The organism is Oceaniglobus roseus, from assembly GCF_002869745.1.
Taxonomy (GTDB): Bacteria; Pseudomonadota; Alphaproteobacteria; order Rhodobacterales; family Rhodobacteraceae; genus Oceaniglobus; species Oceaniglobus roseus.
The window spans coordinates 19720-33491 of sequence record NZ_PNOS01000035.1 but is presented as its reverse complement, the minus strand read 5'-3'; the positions used below and the strand labels follow the sequence as shown (position 1 = coordinate 33491).

Here is a 13772-nt window from a genome sequence, read left to right as displayed (position 1 = left end):
TCGGAAATCGGGTCGGCCGAAGCATATCGGCCGACCCGGCGTCGCGTGCAGTGGATTTTACTCGACGATCATCAGGTAGGGTTCGACATAGTTGTCGGCCCGCAGATCGTAGGTGATGTTGTTCGCCTTGCCGAAGACCACCGGCAGGCGCCACAGGTACAGCCAGGGCGCGTCGTTCCAGACGATCTCCTGCGCCTGGAACTCGAGCTTCTTGCGCTCGGCGTCGTCGAGGGTCTGCGAGGCCTTCTTGACCAGCGCATCGTATTCCTCGTTGCAGTAGCCCGACGAGTTGTCGACGTGGCCGCAGGTCAGGATCACGAGCTCGACCGAGGGGTTGATCAGCGCCGCCCAGCCCATGAAGTAGATGCCCTTGGTGCTGGTGTTGGCGAGCATCTCGCGGAACTGGCCCAGTTCCACCGCCTCGACCGTGGGCTGGATCCCCACCTCGGAGAGGTAGGAGGCGACCACCTCGGACACTTCCTTGCCGCCGGCATAGCGGGTGGAATACTGGATCGTCAGCGGGAAGCCGTCGGGATAACCCGCCTCGGCCAGCAGGGCGCGCGCCTTCTCGGGATCGTACTCGAACCGCTTCAGGTCGGGGTTGTTGTTCGGCGGGTTGACGATCGAGGGGATCGGCACCGTCTTGCCGTCGAGAAGCGCGGTGATGATCGTGTCGACGTCGACGGCGTGGTTCAGGGCCTGCCGGACCTTCGGATCCTTCAGCGCGGGCTGTTCGCCGTTGAGGTTGATGCCCATGTGCATCTTGCGCAGGCCTTCGACGTAGACCGCGCTGCTGATGTCGCTGTCGGCCTGACCGGCGATGTCGGGGGTGATGTCGACGGCGATGTCGGCGGTGCCCGCGCGCAGCTCGTTCAGCCGCGACGAGGTCTCGGGCACCACGCGGAAGACGACGGTTTCCGCATCCGGCGCCTCGCCCCAGTAATCCTCGTTCACGGTCAGGGTCAGGCGGTCGTCGCGCTGCCAGGACTCGAGCTTGTAGGGGCCGGAGCCGACGGGTTCGTTCGCCACCTTGTCGGGCGCGCTTTCGGTCATGTACTTCGGCGCGCTGATGAAGGCCTCGGCCAGCCAGTACAGCATGTTGACCGTCGGCGCCTCGGTCACGAGGTCGATCGTGTAGTCGTCGATGACGTTGACCTCTTTCAGGCCGGTCTGGTCGTGCAGCTGCTGGTAGGTCGAGAAGGGCGCGGTGTTCATCCGCTCGAAGTTGACCTTCACCGCCTCGGCGTTGAACGGCTCGCCGTTGGTGAAGGTCACGCCCTCGCGCAGGTGGAAGCGCCAGGTCACGTCGTCCATTCGCTCCCAGGAGGTGGCCAGCCGGGGCTCGGGCGTGCCGTCGGGGGCGCGGCGCACCAGGCTGTCGAAGATCGACCAGATTACCGAGCCGGTGGGATGGTTCGAGTTCAGCATGTGCGGATCGAGGCTGATGACATCGTTGGCCGACGCGATGGTGATCGTCTCGTTGTCCTGCGCCCAAGTCGGGGCGGGCAGCGCGGCGGCCATGGTCAGGGCGACGGCCGAGGACAGCATCAGCTGCCGGGCCAACCGCGATGAAGTCTTTCTGAACATCCTATTTCGTTCCTCTCTGTTGCTGGGTGTCGTTTCTTGTGGGTGTCGTCGGGGTACGCGAGGGCGGGAAGATCGCCGCGGCGTCGAGGCCGCGCCAGTTCCGCTCGCCGTAGCTGTGAAGGAGCTTCGAGAAGATCCGCTCGATCTCGCCCGCGGGATCCTTCGGCAGCGCGGCGACGGGCGAGAACCCGGTCACCGAGGCGGCGCCGCCGACCCAGACGTGGCGGGCGCGCCGTCCGGGCGGCATCAGGAACAGCGCCTCGAGCGGATCGAAGACGGGCTGCACCGCAGGGTCTGACAGGTCCCAGGCCACGATGTCGGCGCGCTTGCCCGCGGCCAGCCGCCCGAGGTCCGGACGCCCGATGGCATCCGCCGCGCCGATGGTCGCGGCGTGGAACAGCGCGGCGGGGCTTGCCCTGTCGCCGTCGTCCACCCGGCCCATGGCCAGCCCCATCTGCAGGTTCATCAGCATGTCCGGCGGCGCGGTGTCGGTGCCGAGCCCGATGGCGATGCCGCGCGCGCGGAAGGCGCCGAAGGACTTCAGCCGCCGGCCGCCGCGGCCGATCACCAGCGGACAATGCACGACGACCGCGCCGCTCTGTGCCAGGAGGTCGATGTCCCCGGCCACGAGATCGGGCCGCGCCTCGGGGCCGCCGAGGTTCACGGCATGGGGCAGCAGAGCGTTCGGCCCGAGTACGCCGAGATCCGCGAGATGGCCGATCGACGAGCGTCCGGAGCGCTTCCAGAGGATTTCGGCTTCGCGCAGGGACTGGCAGCAATGGAGGCGGAACGGCACGCCAAGGTCGCGCGCCGCCGCCGCCGTGGCGTGCAGAAGATCGTCGGAACAGGTGTCGATGGTCGAGGGCACCAGGAGCCCGGTGACGAGCGGGCCGATGTCGCGGCAGTCGCGGATGAAGGCCACGGCCTCGTCGAGGCCGGCGCGCCCGAGGTCGTCCCGGCTGTACTGTCCGAAGCTGCCGTCCGCTTCCACCACGTTCACGGAACTGCGGAAGCTCGGGCCGAGGCAAAGGCGCAGCCCGATCTCCTGGCCGATCTCGGCGATCCGGCAGAACTCGTCCCCGCTCTCGGCCCATTCGCGGAACAGCAGCGAAGTGACAGGCAGGGCGGTGGTGATGCCGGAGGCGAGCAGTTGCGCGAACACGATGCGCACCGAGGTTTCCCGCTCGGCCGCGTCCAGAACGTCGCGGCGCGCGCCTTCGGCATAGGCACGGCTCCAGGCGGTGTCGCGGCCGTCGCGCGGCGCCCCGACGCCGAGGATCGTGGTGTCCACATCGGCCAAGGCGTTCAGGTCCACGAATCCCGGCGCGATCAGGACCCGGCCGCAATCGGTGGTCCGGTCTGCGGGACGGTCGCTTGCCGGGCCGACGTGGAGGATGGTGTCGCCGTCGAAAAGGACCTCGCCGTCAGGGATCAGGCGGTGCGAGTCGTCCGTCCCGTCCAGAACCCAGCGCGCCTTCACTCTCTCGATCATTGCCGTCCATCCTCACCGTTGCGACGAGTGTTCGAGAAGGAATGCCATTCGGCAAGAAAAATTACGGAAAGCCCGTTCAAGAAAGTTTTCGAAAGAATCTCGAGGGCGGCCATTTCCGGCCGCACCCAAGGCCGAACAGGCATTATAGCAAAGGCAGGAAAGGCTTTCGTCCGGGGGGTGGGGCAACTCTCGGCGGTCGCGCCCGTCCTTCCTCCGGGAGGATAATTTTTCAGAACCGCCCAAAGTTAAGTCAGGCCTGTTCGTTTGAGCGCCATCCCAAGGCTTCCGGTCCCGGCCGGCCGACCGTCAGGGCGCCCGCGCTGGCGCCGGCGGCCAACTGTTCTTCCACGCCGAGGCCGAGCGCGATTGCGGCGGCGATCGCCCCGATGCAGGCATCGCCGGCGCCGGTCGGATCCACGGCAGGTTCCGGAGGCGATTCGTGGAGGGTCGTCCTGCCATCCTGCAAGGCCATGAGCCCTCTCGTTCCGCGCTTCAGGATGATCCGCGGCGCGACCCGCGACAGCTTGCTGAGGATCGCGGCGTCCTCGGTTTCGCCGGTCAGCAGCTGCGCCTCGTCGAGGCTGGGCGCGAAGACGTCCACGCCGCGGAGCAGGTCGAGGACGGGGGCGCCGCGGGCCGCGAAGACCTCGCTCGTGTCCGCGACGAGCAGGCCGCCGCACGCCGCGCGCATCTCCGCCACGCGCTCGGGCGGCAGGGGGCAGAGCAGGGTGACCGCCCCGCCCTCCGGAGGCAGCGGCGGGGCAAGGGCGAGGGGGCGCGCCCACCATTCGTCCGAGCGGCTTGCGCTGTCCTGCCGCGCCTCGCCCTGTCCATAGCGCAGCCGGGTGCGGCGCGAGGGACCCTGCCGCCGGTCCACCCGCCCGGTGTCGATGCCGAGCGCGGCGAGCCGGTGCAGCCAGCTGTCGGGAAAATCCTCCCCGACGGCGATGCAGAGGCGCGGTGTCACCCCGAGGCGGACGGCGGACAGCGCGGCATAGATCGCCGCGCCGCCCACGCATTCGAAGGACCGGCCCCCGGTCTCGATCCGGTCGATCGAGGCGTAGCCGACGATGTCCATCACCGGGCGCACGGCCTCACTCTCCCGTGCCGACCAGCGACCGCCGGGTCAGGAGCCGAGAGACGGTGAACTTCCGGGTGTCGTCCTTGAGGTGGAGCCGCCGGTCGGGATCCGTCCCGTTCGCGCGGCCCAGCCGGTAGGCCAGCAGCTGCAACGCTATGGCCTGCGTGATCGGCAGCGCCGCCGCCGGTCCCGGCACCGCGATGCGATGGGTCGCGTCCGGCACCGGGGTGTCGCCGGATTCGACCGAAACCGTCGCGATGCCAAGCCGGTTCAGGGCTTCGGCCGAGGCCGTGGCGAAGCGCGCGGCACGGGCGTCATGGGGCAGGAGGACCACCACCTCGCCGCGCTTCAGGGCCCAGTACTGCCGGTGGGCGAACTCCTCCAGCTCGTCGCTCCAGGCGTTCACTGTCGTGACTTCCACCATCTTGGCCGCGCCGTAATCCGCGGTCGCCACCGCGGTGCCGGTCCCGAGGATGCGGATGCCGTCGAGGCCGCCGGACGTCGCTTGTGCGATCTCGCGGGCCTGCGCGTCGGCGCGTGCGATCATGGCGGGAAGGTCGGGCAGGGCGGAGGCCAGCGCGCCGGGCAGGGGCGCGGCGTCGCAGGCGAGGGACAGCGCCAGAACCGTCGCGGTATAGCTCGACGTGCCGCAGAGGAACTTGCCGACGTCCTCGATCCCCAGCTCGAACCGCGGCAGGCCCAGGGCGCCGACCCGGCCGCCGTCGCGGTTGGTCAGCAGGGCCGCGATCGGGCCGTGCGCCAGGGCCGCCTCGGCCGATTGCAGGCTGCGATCGACGCCGCCCGACATGGTGATGCCCAGCACGCGGTCCTCGGCCGAAAGGCCCGGGGCGACGCCCAGCAGGAAGTCCATGCTGCCCCAGGCCTGCGCGGGCCGGCCACCGGCCGACTGACCGGCAAGGGCGGCCCTCGCCGCGAACCAGCCGTCGCCGCTGCCGTAGGCGTGGAGCCTGCCGTTCGCCCCCGGCGCAAGGTGGCTCTGCGCGAACCCCTCCACCTCGCCGCGCCGCTCCAGCAGCGCGGCGAGCAGCTGCGGCTGGCGAAGGATGTCGTCGTGCATCGGCGTTGCGGAACCTTCGCCTGCCGGTGCGGCGGCCTGGGCGTCCTGGGTCAAGGCGTCTCTCCTGTCTCTGCTGATCCCTGCGGCGCGGCGCGCCGGTTCGGGGCCGATACTGGCAATGTCACCCGGGAACAGGCAAGCAAAGTCTGGGCAAGGAAGGACTTTCGAAAACTTTCGTTTTGCCGTCGGCTTATGCCACGACGACTTCAAGTCCCGCCGCGCGAAGCTCCTTTATCACCGAGGGCGACGCGCCCTGGTCGGTGATCAGCAGGTCCACCGCGTCGAGGTCGGCAATCTTCGCGGTGGCGACATGCTTCAGCTTCGAATGATCGGCGAGCACGATCACCCGGCTCGCCGCGGCCATCATCTTCTGCTTGATCTCGGCCTCGTGCCAGTTGCTGTTGGTGAACCCCTTCTCGGTGTCCACGCCGGCGCAGCTGATGAAGGCGACGTCGGCGTTGATCCGGTCCAGCAGCAGCGTGCCGAAGGGGGAGACGAGCGAGTTCAGCTTGGGCCGGACGGTACCCCCGGTGACGATGACGGTCACGTTCGGGCGCGACGACAGCTCGACGGCGACGTTGAGCGAGTTGGTGACGACGGCAAGATCGGTCAGCTTGTCCGGGATGAAGCCGACAAGGGCCGCGATGGTCGAGCCGGTGTCCATCAGGATCGTCTCGCCGTCGCGGATCATGTCGGCGGCGATGGCGGCGATGGCGTCCTTCTCGGCGCCGCGCAGGGAGGCGTTGAGGTCGACAGGCCGCTCGTAGCGGCTGGGCTGCATCGCGATGGCGCCGCCGCGCACCCGCCGCAGCACCTGCGCCTTCTCGAGAAACAGCAGGTCCGCGCGCACCGTGACCGAGGACACGCCAAGCCGGTCCGTCAGGTCCATCACGTCCAGCCGCCCCTCGGCGCCCAGCAGTTCGACGATCTGCCGGTGTCTTTGCATTGCTTTCAAAGTCGGCATAGAGAAAACCTTTTGGTATTGACAAGACGGGCCCGGAGGTCAGGCTAGCCGATAGTCGCAGGGAGTCCATCCTCCATTCGCGATGCGCTCCGTTCAGCCGAAAATCGAGGACCGATGCCCTTGCCAAACTCTCCCGCCCGCTTGCCCGACGTCATCGCCGCGCTGCAGTTTCCGCCCTTCCGCGGCCCGGACGTCATGCCGATGTCATGGTACGAGGATTACCTGCTGGCCAATGCCGAAGCCTTCGTCGCGGGCGGCATCAGGGCGATCAAGATCCAGGACGAGACGCGCCAGACCGGCGCGGCCGGCCAGCGCACCATCGCGCGGATGTCCGTGCTGGGCCGCATGTTCAAGCAGGCGCACCCGGACGTCGCGCTGGGGATCATCGTGCAGGCCCATGATGCCGTCGCGCCGCTCACCATCGCCGATGCCTGCGGGGCGGACTTCGTGCGGCTGAAGGTCTTCGTCGGCACCTCGGTCAATGCCGAAGGGACGCGAAATGCGCTATCCGTCGAGGCCGCGGCCTGCCGCGAAGAGTTGGCGCGACCCGACATCGCCATCATGGCCGACGTGCACGACCGGACCTCGGTTCCGCTCAGCCGGGTGGACGACGCCACCGCCGCCGGATGGGCGCAGAACATGGGCGCGGATGCCATCGTGCTGACCGGATCCTCCTTCGACGACAGCCGCGCGAAGGTCGCCGCGGTGCGGGCGGCGGGCGTGAAGCGGCCGCTGTTCATCGGCGGGGGCATCGACGCCGACAACATCGCCACCGCCTTGGCCGAGGCCGACGGTGTGGTTGTCAGCACATCGCTCCTGCGCAAGGGAATCGACGACGACGACATCCTTCGCTGGGATGTCGCGGCGGTGCGCCGGATGGTCGAGACGCTAGGCCGATAAGGCGTACGTCTTGCCGTCTGGGCGTCGACAGCCGGTGTCATCCACCTTCCGGACACGCGTTCCGCAGAGTCTTCTGCCGCGCGTGCTCCGGTCGCTCTTGACCCAAATGCGCTGTTCGCCTAACCCCGTATGGCGCGCGGGCGTTGTGTAATGGTAAGACCCTTGCCTTCCAAGCAAGAGATACGGGTTCGATTCCCGTCGCCCGCTCCATCCTCTCCGGCCTCGACACATCACACCCGTCCCGGGCCTGCGCCCTGCGGCGCTCGGCGCTTGCCCGGCGCGATGCCGCCCGATAGCCTTGCGCCAAGGCGCCGCGCCAGGCGGGCCAGGACAACGGGACCAGGGAGACACGGAATGAAGATCAGGGCGATGACGCTGGCCGCGGGGCTGGCGGCGGCGATGGCGGGCGGAGCGACGGCCGAGCCGGTGAAGGTCGGCATGATCACCACGCTGTCCGGCGGCGGCGCGGGCCTCGGCATCGACGTGCGCGACGGTTTCATGCTGGCGGTGAAGCAGGCGGGCAATCCCGACCTCGAGGTGGTGGTCGAGGACGACCAGCAGAAACCCGACATCGCGGTGCAGCTCGCCGACAAGATGATCCAGTCCGAGAAGGTGGACGTGCTGACCGGCATCATCTGGTCGAACCTCGCCATGGCCGTGGTGCCGGGCGCGGTGGCGCAGGGCAAGTTCTATCTCTCGCCCAACGCCGGCCCCTCGCAGCTGGCGGGGCAGGGCTGCGACAGGAACTATTTCAACGTCGCCTGGCAGAACGACAACCTGCACGAGGCCGCGGGTGCCTATGCCAACGACGCCGGGCTGAAGAACAGCTTCATCCTGGCGCCGAACTATCCGGCCGGGAAGGACGCGCTGACCGGGTACAAGCGGATGTACAAGGGCGAGCTCGCCGGAGAGATCTATACCGAGCTCGGCCAGACCGACTATGCCGCCGAGATCGCGCAGATCCGGGCGAGCGGTGCGGATTCCGTCTTCTTCTTCCTGCCCGGCGGCATGGGGATCTCGTTCCTGAAGCAGTATGCCGACAGCGGCGTGGGCCTGCCGGTGGTCGGCCCCGCCTTCAGCTTCGACCAGGGCATCCTGCAGGCCGTGGGCGCGGCGGCGCTTGGCGTGAAGAACACCTCGCAGTGGTCGAAGGACCTCGACAACGCTGCGAACAAGGCCTTCGTCGAGAGCTTCCAGGCCGAGTACGGGCGCCTGCCCTCGCTCTATGCCTCGCAGGGGTTCGACACGGCGAACCTGCTGCTCTCGGCCATGTCCAAGGCTTCGGTCTCGGATGCCGACGCCTTCCGCGCGGCGCTGGAGGAGGCCGACTTCGCCTCGACCCGCGGTTCGTTCAGGTTCAACACGAACCACCACCCGATCCAGGACATCTACGTGCGCGAGGTGATCCAGGAGGGCGACGTCTTCACCAACAGGATCATCGCCACGGCGCTGAAGGACCACGGCGACGCCTATGCCGCCGAGTGCAAGATGTGAGGCTCAGAGGCGACAGAGCTTGGTGATCCTGTCCATCGGCGTGCCGTCCTTCAGCGGCACGCCCGTCACGACGTCATGATCCTGGAACCCCATCTTGCCATAGTAGACCAGTCCGCCCGCATTGTCGGCGCGGATCCGGGCGGTGATGGCCGTGAGCCGCGCCTTTGTGGCGGCGTCCCGTGTCGCGGCGAACAGCGCCCGGCCGACGCCGGGCAGTTTCGGGGCAGGGCGGGCGAAGGTGGCGATGTCGCCCCAGTCGGCCGGGAATCCCTCGACGCGGGACAGCCATTGGAACCCCGCGACCCGCCCCTCGGGGTCGAGGGCCACGTGGCAGCAGACGAGGTCGAGATCCCGGAAGATCTTGCGCTCCATCGCCGCGACGGTGAACTCGGTGGCGATGGCCGTGGTGGTGCCTTCGCGGATCAGCGGGTTGATGACGTCTGCCATGGCCGCGGCGTCGGCGGGGGTGGCAGGGCGGACGGGGATGGTCATGGGGCGGCCTCCGGAAGTTCTGCGGACGGACCTAACCGCCCGGGCATCGGATTTGAAGCGCAGCGGCGCGGATGTTCCTTGGGACGACGACGCCGGACAACCCCCGCCCGCCGTCTTGGTCCGAGCCTTGCAGATCATCGCGGATCCCCCCGGCACTCCTTGAGGTCGTCCAACCCATGACCCTGCTGCTGCTGGCCGAGCAGGTCCTGAACGGTCTCCAGTTCGGGGTGATGCTGTTCCTCATGTCCGCCGGGCTCACGCTGGTGTTCGGGGTGATGGGCCTGATCAACCTCGCCCACGGATCGCTCTACATGATCGGGGCCTTCGCCGCCGCCGCCGTCGCCGCCGCCACGGGATCGTTCCTGCTGGCCCTCGCCGCGGCGCTGGCCGCCGCCGCGGCGGCCGGTGCACTGGTCGAGGTCATCGTGATCCGCCGCCTCTACGACCGCGACCACCTCGACCAGGTGCTGGCGACCTTCGCGCTGATCCTGATCTTCTCCGAAGGCACCCGCTGGCTGTTCGGCTCCTTCCCGCTCTATCTCGACACGCCCGGCTGGCTTTCGGGGCCGGTCGCCCTTCCCGGCGGCATCCAGTACCCGGCCTACCGGCTTGCCCTGATCGTCGTCGGCCTTGCCATCGCCGGCGGCCTCGGCCTGCTCATCGCGAAGACGCGCCTCGGCATCCGGATCCGCGCGGGCGAGGCCGACCGCGAGATGACGGCCGCCCTCGGTATCGACATCCGCCGCCTCTATACCGTGGTCTTCGCGCTCGGCGCGGGGCTTGCGGGGCTGGCGGGGGCGATGGTGGGCGCGATCCAGTCGGTGCAGGTCGGCATGGGCGAGCCGGTGCTGATCCTCGCCTTCGTCGTGATCGTGATCGGCGGCATCGGCTCGATCCGGGGGGCGCTGATCGGGGCGCTGCTGGTCGGCCTCACCGACACGCTGGGCGGGCTGTTCCTGCCGCGGCTCTTCGCGCTGGTGATGGAGCCCTCGGCCGCCGCCTCGGCCGGGTCGGCGCTGGCCTCGATGCTGATCTACATCCTGATGGCGGCGGTGCTGATCTTCCGCCCCACCGGCCTTTACGGCGCCGAAGCATGAGCAGGGAGGGCTGGTTCAACCTCGCCCTTGCCGGGCTGCTGGTGGCATTCCCGCTTGCCGCGCAGGCGATGGACGAACCGTTCCTCGTCACGCTGGCGACCCGCGCGGTGATCCTGGCGCTGGCCGGGGTGGGGCTGAACCTGGCGCTCGGCCTTGGCGGCCTCGTCAGCCTTGGCCACGCCGCGTTCTTCGGGATCGGCGGCTATGCCATGGGGATCCTCGCCAGCCACGCCCAGGGCTACACGCCGCTGGCCGAGTGGCCGCTGCTGATCGAGGGCACGAAATCCATGCCGGTGATCTGGCTGGTGGCCGTCGCCACCTCGGGCCTCGCCGCGCTGGCGATCGGCGCGCTGAGCCTGCGGACCTCGGGCGTCTACTTCATCATGATCACCCTCGCATTCGGGCAGATGTTCTTTTACTTCGCCATCTCCTGGCCCGCCTACGGCGGCGAGGACGGGCTGTCGATCTATGTCCGGAACGGCTTTCCCGGCGTGAACACCCTGGTGCCGCTGCCATTCTACGGCCTCTGCCTCGCGGTGCTCGCGCTCGCCCTGATGCTGTGCTGGCAGATCGCCCGCTCGCCCTTCGGTCTGGCGCTGAACGCCGCGCGGCAGTCGGCGAAGCGGGCCGAGACCGTCGGCCTGTCGCCCTATCGCCTGCGCCTCGCCGCCTTCACCCTCTCCGGTGCGATCACCGGGCTGGCCGGCGCGCTCCACGCCGACCTGAACCGCTTCGTCAGCCCGGCGATGCTCAGCTGGCAGACCAGCGGCGAGATCATCGTCTTCGTGATCCTCGGCGGCACCGCGCGCCTGTTCGGTCCCGTGGCGGGCGCGGGGGTCTTCGTCGCGCTCGAACACCTGCTGGGCGAGCTTTCGGACTTCTGGCACATCTGGCTTGGGCTGCTGCTGCTGGCGGTCGTGCTGTTCGCGCGGGGCGGCGTCGTCGGCCTTGTCTGCGGGGAGAGGCGCCATGGCTGAGGCGATCCTTTCGGCCCGGGGCCTGACCAAGCGGTTCGGCGCGCTTGAGGCCAGCCGCGACGTGTCGCTCGACCTGCGGGCGGGCGAGATCCACGCGCTGATCGGGCCGAACGGGGCGGGGAAGTCCACCCTGATCGCGCAGCTTGCGGGCAGCCTCCGGCCCGACGCGGGGGAAGTCCGGCTGGCCGGGCGCGACGTCAGCGCCCTTGGCGTCGCGGCGCGGGCCCGCCTGGGGCTGGGGCGGACCTTCCAGGTCTCGGCGCTGGCGATGGAGGACACGGTGCTGCAGAACGCGATCCTCGGCGCGCTCGGGGCGCGGGGCAGGGCGCCCTCTCCCTTCGGCCGGGCCCTGGCGCGGGGGCGGCTGCGCGATACGGCCGAGGCGGCGCTGGCGCGCGTCGGGCTGGGCGAATGCGCCGGGCAGCGCGCGGGCAGCCTGTCCCACGGGCAGCGGCGGCTGCTCGAGATCGCCGTCGCCCTGACCCTCGCGCCCCGGGTCTTCGTGATGGACGAGCCGATGGCCGGTCTGGACGGTGAGGCGGCGTTGTCGCTGCGCGCCCTGCTCGACGGGCTGCGCCACGAGGCGCCGATCCTGCTGGTCGAGCACGACATGGACGCGGTCTTCGCGCTGGCCGACCGGATCAGCGTGCTGGTCGAGGGCGCGATCATCGCCACCGGCACCGTGGCCGAGATCCGCGCCGACCCCGCCGTCCGCCGCGCCTACCTGGGGGAGGAGGGATGAGCCTGCTGCGCCTCGCCGACGTCACCGCCTCCTACGGCAGCGCGCAGGCGCTGTTCGGCGTCACGCTCGACGTGGCCGAGGGCGAGGCGGTGGCGCTGATGGGGCGCAACGGGATGGGCAAGACGACGACGATCCGCACCGCCTTCGGCCTGGTGCGGGCGTCCGGCGGCAGGCTGGACTTCGCGGGCCAGGACCTGCGGCGGCTGCCGGTCCATCGCATCGCCCGCCTGGGCCTGGGCCTGGTGCCCGAGGGGCGGCGCTGCTTCGGCCCGCTGACCGTGACCGAGAACCTCGTCGCCGCGGCCCGGCCCGGCCCCTGGGACTTCGCCCGCGCCACGGCGCTGTTCCCGCGGCTGGCCGAGCGGGCCGGGCAACGGGCCGCGTCGCTGTCGGGGGGCGAGCAGCAGATGCTGGCGATCGCCCGCGCGCTGATGACCAACCCGCGGCTGCTGGTCCTCGACGAGGCGACCGAGGGGTTGGCCCCGCTGGTCCGGGCCGAGATCTGGGCGGCCATCGGCGCGCTGAAGCGCTCGGGCCTGTCGATCCTCGTGGTCGACAAGTCGCTTGCCGACCTCAGGCGGGTCGCCGACCGCGGCGTGGTGCTGGAGCGCGGGCGCACCGTCTGGCAGGGCGCGATGGCGGACCTGACCCCCGACCTGGCGGCGCGCCACCTCGGGGTCTGACGCGCTCAGTCCTTCGGCGGCAGGCCGGACATCTCGCGCAGGCGGGTGTCGACGTCGCCGCGGGTCCTTCCCGACAGGATCTCGTCGTAATAGACGACCATGGTCGGCTTCGGCGCGGCGCCGCGGGTCGAATCCCAGCGTTCGGTGTAGCTGGCAAAGATCCCGTGGCGGAAGTTCGGCACCGCTTTAAGGCCCGGATCCGCGGTGGCGACGATCTGGCCGCGATAGGCGCATTTCTGTTCGCCATTGACCCAGACGTTCAGATAGCCGTCGGGCCCGGCGCCGAAGTTCGTGTTCAGCACGATGTCCATCCAGCGGCCCTTCGTCTGCTCCAGCGAGAACAGCCTGCAGATGTGCCCGTCGTTCTGGCGGTCGCCCCAGCCCTTCGCGTTCGCCATGTCGTCGAGCTGGATCACCAGGTCGGAGGCGGTGTCGTTGGTCTGGCGGCAGACCGTCGGATCGCAGCCGCGCCAGTTGCCCGCGCCACGGCCCATCTGGATCAGCCGGATCGCCGCGCGCGCGTCGCCGCTGACCTTCCACTGGCCGAAGACGTTCCGCAGCGCGCTATCCTCGCTGAAGCTCGGGACGTTCTGGTTCAGGAAGCTCCAGCCGTACCAGATGTCCTGACCGATGCGGGCGTCGTCGGAGACGTTGCGCAGTTCGGCCCGGTAGCGGGGGTTGCCGCAGTCGCTGCCGCCGCAATCGCCGTTCCTGAGCTCGAACCGCTCGCTCCGCTCGCCCCGGCGCACGGGCTCGGGGGCGGTGGCGCGGCGGAAGGCGTGGGGGGCGGGACTGAACAGCAGTTCGGTGCCGCGGGGAATGGGGCCGTTGTCGGGACCTTTCCAGAGCCCGTCGCCCACGCACCCCGCGAGCAGGGTCAGACTGCAGAGTATGGCGACGACGCGGTGTCTGGTGCTTGTCATGGCGGCCCGTATGATTGTTTCGTCCTTAGTCGCGGAGGCCGCCCGGTCTTGTCAACGACCGATCCGCCGGACGCGCGACGAGAAACAGTTTTCGTAAAATGATCTGATAAACGCCGCAATTGAGGCAATCTTCCGCCTTGCCCGCCCTCTATCACGCTGACCACGGAGTTAACCTTAACGGCTTGTTCACGGAACCGACTGTCGCTGATTGGCCACCGAGCAGGGCGAAAACCGCATCTTTGTTGATAAATTGTTTACGCAA

Annotated in this window: 13 protein-coding genes and 1 tRNA gene; 7 read left to right on the top strand and 7 right to left on the bottom strand. The window is 69.3% G+C overall.

The genetic code is table 11. The features are described 5' to 3' along the window. Positions 1-57 precede the first annotated feature (57 nt). The 5 genes from A7B20_RS16325 to A7B20_RS16305 form a co-directional block, all read right to left on the bottom strand. Entirely contained in the window at positions 58-1587 is a 1530-nt protein-coding gene (locus tag A7B20_RS16325; RefSeq protein WP_102109650.1) for an ABC transporter substrate-binding protein, read from the bottom strand. A 1-nt stretch (position 1588) separates the two neighbouring features. Beyond that, positions 1589-3079, bottom strand: a complete 1491-nt coding sequence (locus A7B20_RS16320) for a chlorohydrolase family protein (RefSeq protein ID WP_102109649.1) — start codon at positions 3077-3079, stop codon at positions 1589-1591. A gap of 250 nt (positions 3080-3329) precedes the next feature. Then, complete coding sequence (locus A7B20_RS16315) at positions 3330-4169, bottom strand: carbohydrate kinase family protein (RefSeq protein ID WP_157937709.1); 840 nt, start codon at positions 4167-4169, stop codon at positions 3330-3332. Between the two features lie 4 nt (positions 4170-4173). After that, positions 4174-5292 (bottom strand): SIS domain-containing protein, encoded by a 1119-nt coding sequence (locus A7B20_RS16310; protein WP_102109647.1) that lies wholly within the window; start codon positions 5290-5292, stop codon positions 4174-4176. A gap of 136 nt (positions 5293-5428) precedes the next feature. Then, on the bottom strand, positions 5429-6184 hold the full coding sequence (locus A7B20_RS16305) for a DeoR/GlpR family DNA-binding transcription regulator (RefSeq protein ID WP_216641213.1): 756 nt from the start codon (positions 6182-6184) through the stop codon (positions 5429-5431). 138 nt (positions 6185-6322) lie between these two features. Here A7B20_RS16305 and A7B20_RS16300 point away from each other — a divergent pair, with 138 nt between their 5' ends. The 3 genes from A7B20_RS16300 (at position 6323) to A7B20_RS16290 (ending at position 8596) form a co-directional block, all read left to right on the top strand. Then, positions 6323-7102: a BtpA/SgcQ family protein gene (locus A7B20_RS16300; RefSeq protein WP_172961042.1), complete on the top strand. Its 780-nt coding sequence runs from the start codon at positions 6323-6325 to the stop codon at positions 7100-7102. Between the two features lie 136 nt (positions 7103-7238). Further along, positions 7239-7312, top strand: a tRNA-Gly gene (locus tag A7B20_RS16295). Positions 7313-7456: 144 nt separating this feature from the next. Further along, on the top strand, positions 7457-8596 hold the full coding sequence (locus tag A7B20_RS16290; RefSeq protein WP_102109644.1) for an ABC transporter substrate-binding protein: 1140 nt from the start codon (positions 7457-7459) through the stop codon (positions 8594-8596). Between the two features lie 3 nt (positions 8597-8599). Here the strand turns inward: A7B20_RS16290 and A7B20_RS16285 are convergent, their stop codons facing one another. Next, entirely contained in the window at positions 8600-9088 is a 489-nt protein-coding gene (locus tag A7B20_RS16285) for a GNAT family N-acetyltransferase (protein ID WP_102109643.1), read from the bottom strand. A 176-nt stretch (positions 9089-9264) separates the two neighbouring features. Between A7B20_RS16285 and A7B20_RS16280 the strand changes: the two genes are divergently transcribed. The 4 genes from A7B20_RS16280 to A7B20_RS16265 are packed head-to-tail and all read left to right on the top strand — an operon-like array spanning position 9265 to position 12587. Beyond that, on the top strand, positions 9265-10185 hold the full coding sequence (locus A7B20_RS16280; RefSeq protein ID WP_102109642.1) for a branched-chain amino acid ABC transporter permease: 921 nt from the start codon (positions 9265-9267) through the stop codon (positions 10183-10185). After that, a complete protein-coding gene (locus A7B20_RS16275) occupies positions 10182-11162 on the top strand; it encodes a branched-chain amino acid ABC transporter permease (RefSeq protein ID WP_102109641.1) in 981 nt (326 codons plus the stop codon). Before A7B20_RS16280 ends, A7B20_RS16275 begins: the two co-directional genes overlap by 4 nt. After that, positions 11155-11904 carry an ABC transporter ATP-binding protein gene (locus A7B20_RS16270; RefSeq protein ID WP_102109640.1) on the top strand — a complete coding sequence of 250 codons (750 nt, stop codon included), beginning with the start codon at positions 11155-11157 and terminating at the stop codon, positions 11902-11904. Before A7B20_RS16275 ends, A7B20_RS16270 begins: the two co-directional genes overlap by 8 nt. After that, the gene (locus A7B20_RS16265; protein WP_102109639.1) at positions 11901-12587 is read left to right on the top strand and encodes an ABC transporter ATP-binding protein; all 687 of its coding nucleotides are present in this window, start codon (positions 11901-11903) and stop codon (positions 12585-12587) included. The genes A7B20_RS16270 and A7B20_RS16265 overlap by 4 nt, the downstream gene beginning before the upstream one ends. 5 nt (positions 12588-12592) lie before the next feature. Here the strand turns inward: A7B20_RS16265 and A7B20_RS16260 are convergent, their stop codons facing one another. Then, positions 12593-13510, bottom strand: coding sequence for a heparin lyase I family protein (locus tag A7B20_RS16260; RefSeq protein ID WP_102109638.1), 918 nt, complete (start codon positions 13508-13510; stop codon positions 12593-12595). Positions 13511-13772: the final 262 nt, after the last annotated feature.

What these genes read in the sequence shown, in the direction of transcription:
- A7B20_RS16325 (WP_102109650.1), bottom strand. Translation starts at nt 1,587, where the DNA reads ATGTTCAGAAAGACTTCATCGCGGTTGGCCCGGCAGCTGATGCTGTCC.
- A7B20_RS16320 (WP_102109649.1), bottom strand. Translation starts at nt 3,079, where the DNA reads ATGATCGAGAGAGTGAAGGCGCGCTGGGTTCTGGACGGGACGGACGAC.
- A7B20_RS16305 (WP_216641213.1), bottom strand. Translation starts at nt 6,184, where the DNA reads ATGCAAAGACACCGGCAGATCGTCGAACTGCTGGGCGCCGAGGGGCGG.
- A7B20_RS16290 (WP_102109644.1), top strand. Translation starts at nt 7,457, where the DNA reads ATGAAGATCAGGGCGATGACGCTGGCCGCGGGGCTGGCGGCGGCGATG.
- A7B20_RS16285 (WP_102109643.1), bottom strand. Translation starts at nt 9,088, where the DNA reads ATGACCATCCCCGTCCGCCCTGCCACCCCCGCCGACGCCGCGGCCATG.
- A7B20_RS16280 (WP_102109642.1), top strand. Translation starts at nt 9,265, where the DNA reads ATGACCCTGCTGCTGCTGGCCGAGCAGGTCCTGAACGGTCTCCAGTTC.
- A7B20_RS16275 (WP_102109641.1), top strand. Translation starts at nt 10,182, where the DNA reads ATGAGCAGGGAGGGCTGGTTCAACCTCGCCCTTGCCGGGCTGCTGGTG.
- A7B20_RS16270 (WP_102109640.1), top strand. Translation starts at nt 11,155, where the DNA reads ATGGCTGAGGCGATCCTTTCGGCCCGGGGCCTGACCAAGCGGTTCGGC.
- A7B20_RS16265 (WP_102109639.1), top strand. Translation starts at nt 11,901, where the DNA reads ATGAGCCTGCTGCGCCTCGCCGACGTCACCGCCTCCTACGGCAGCGCG.
- A7B20_RS16260 (WP_102109638.1), bottom strand. Translation starts at nt 13,510, where the DNA reads ATGACAAGCACCAGACACCGCGTCGTCGCCATACTCTGCAGTCTGACC.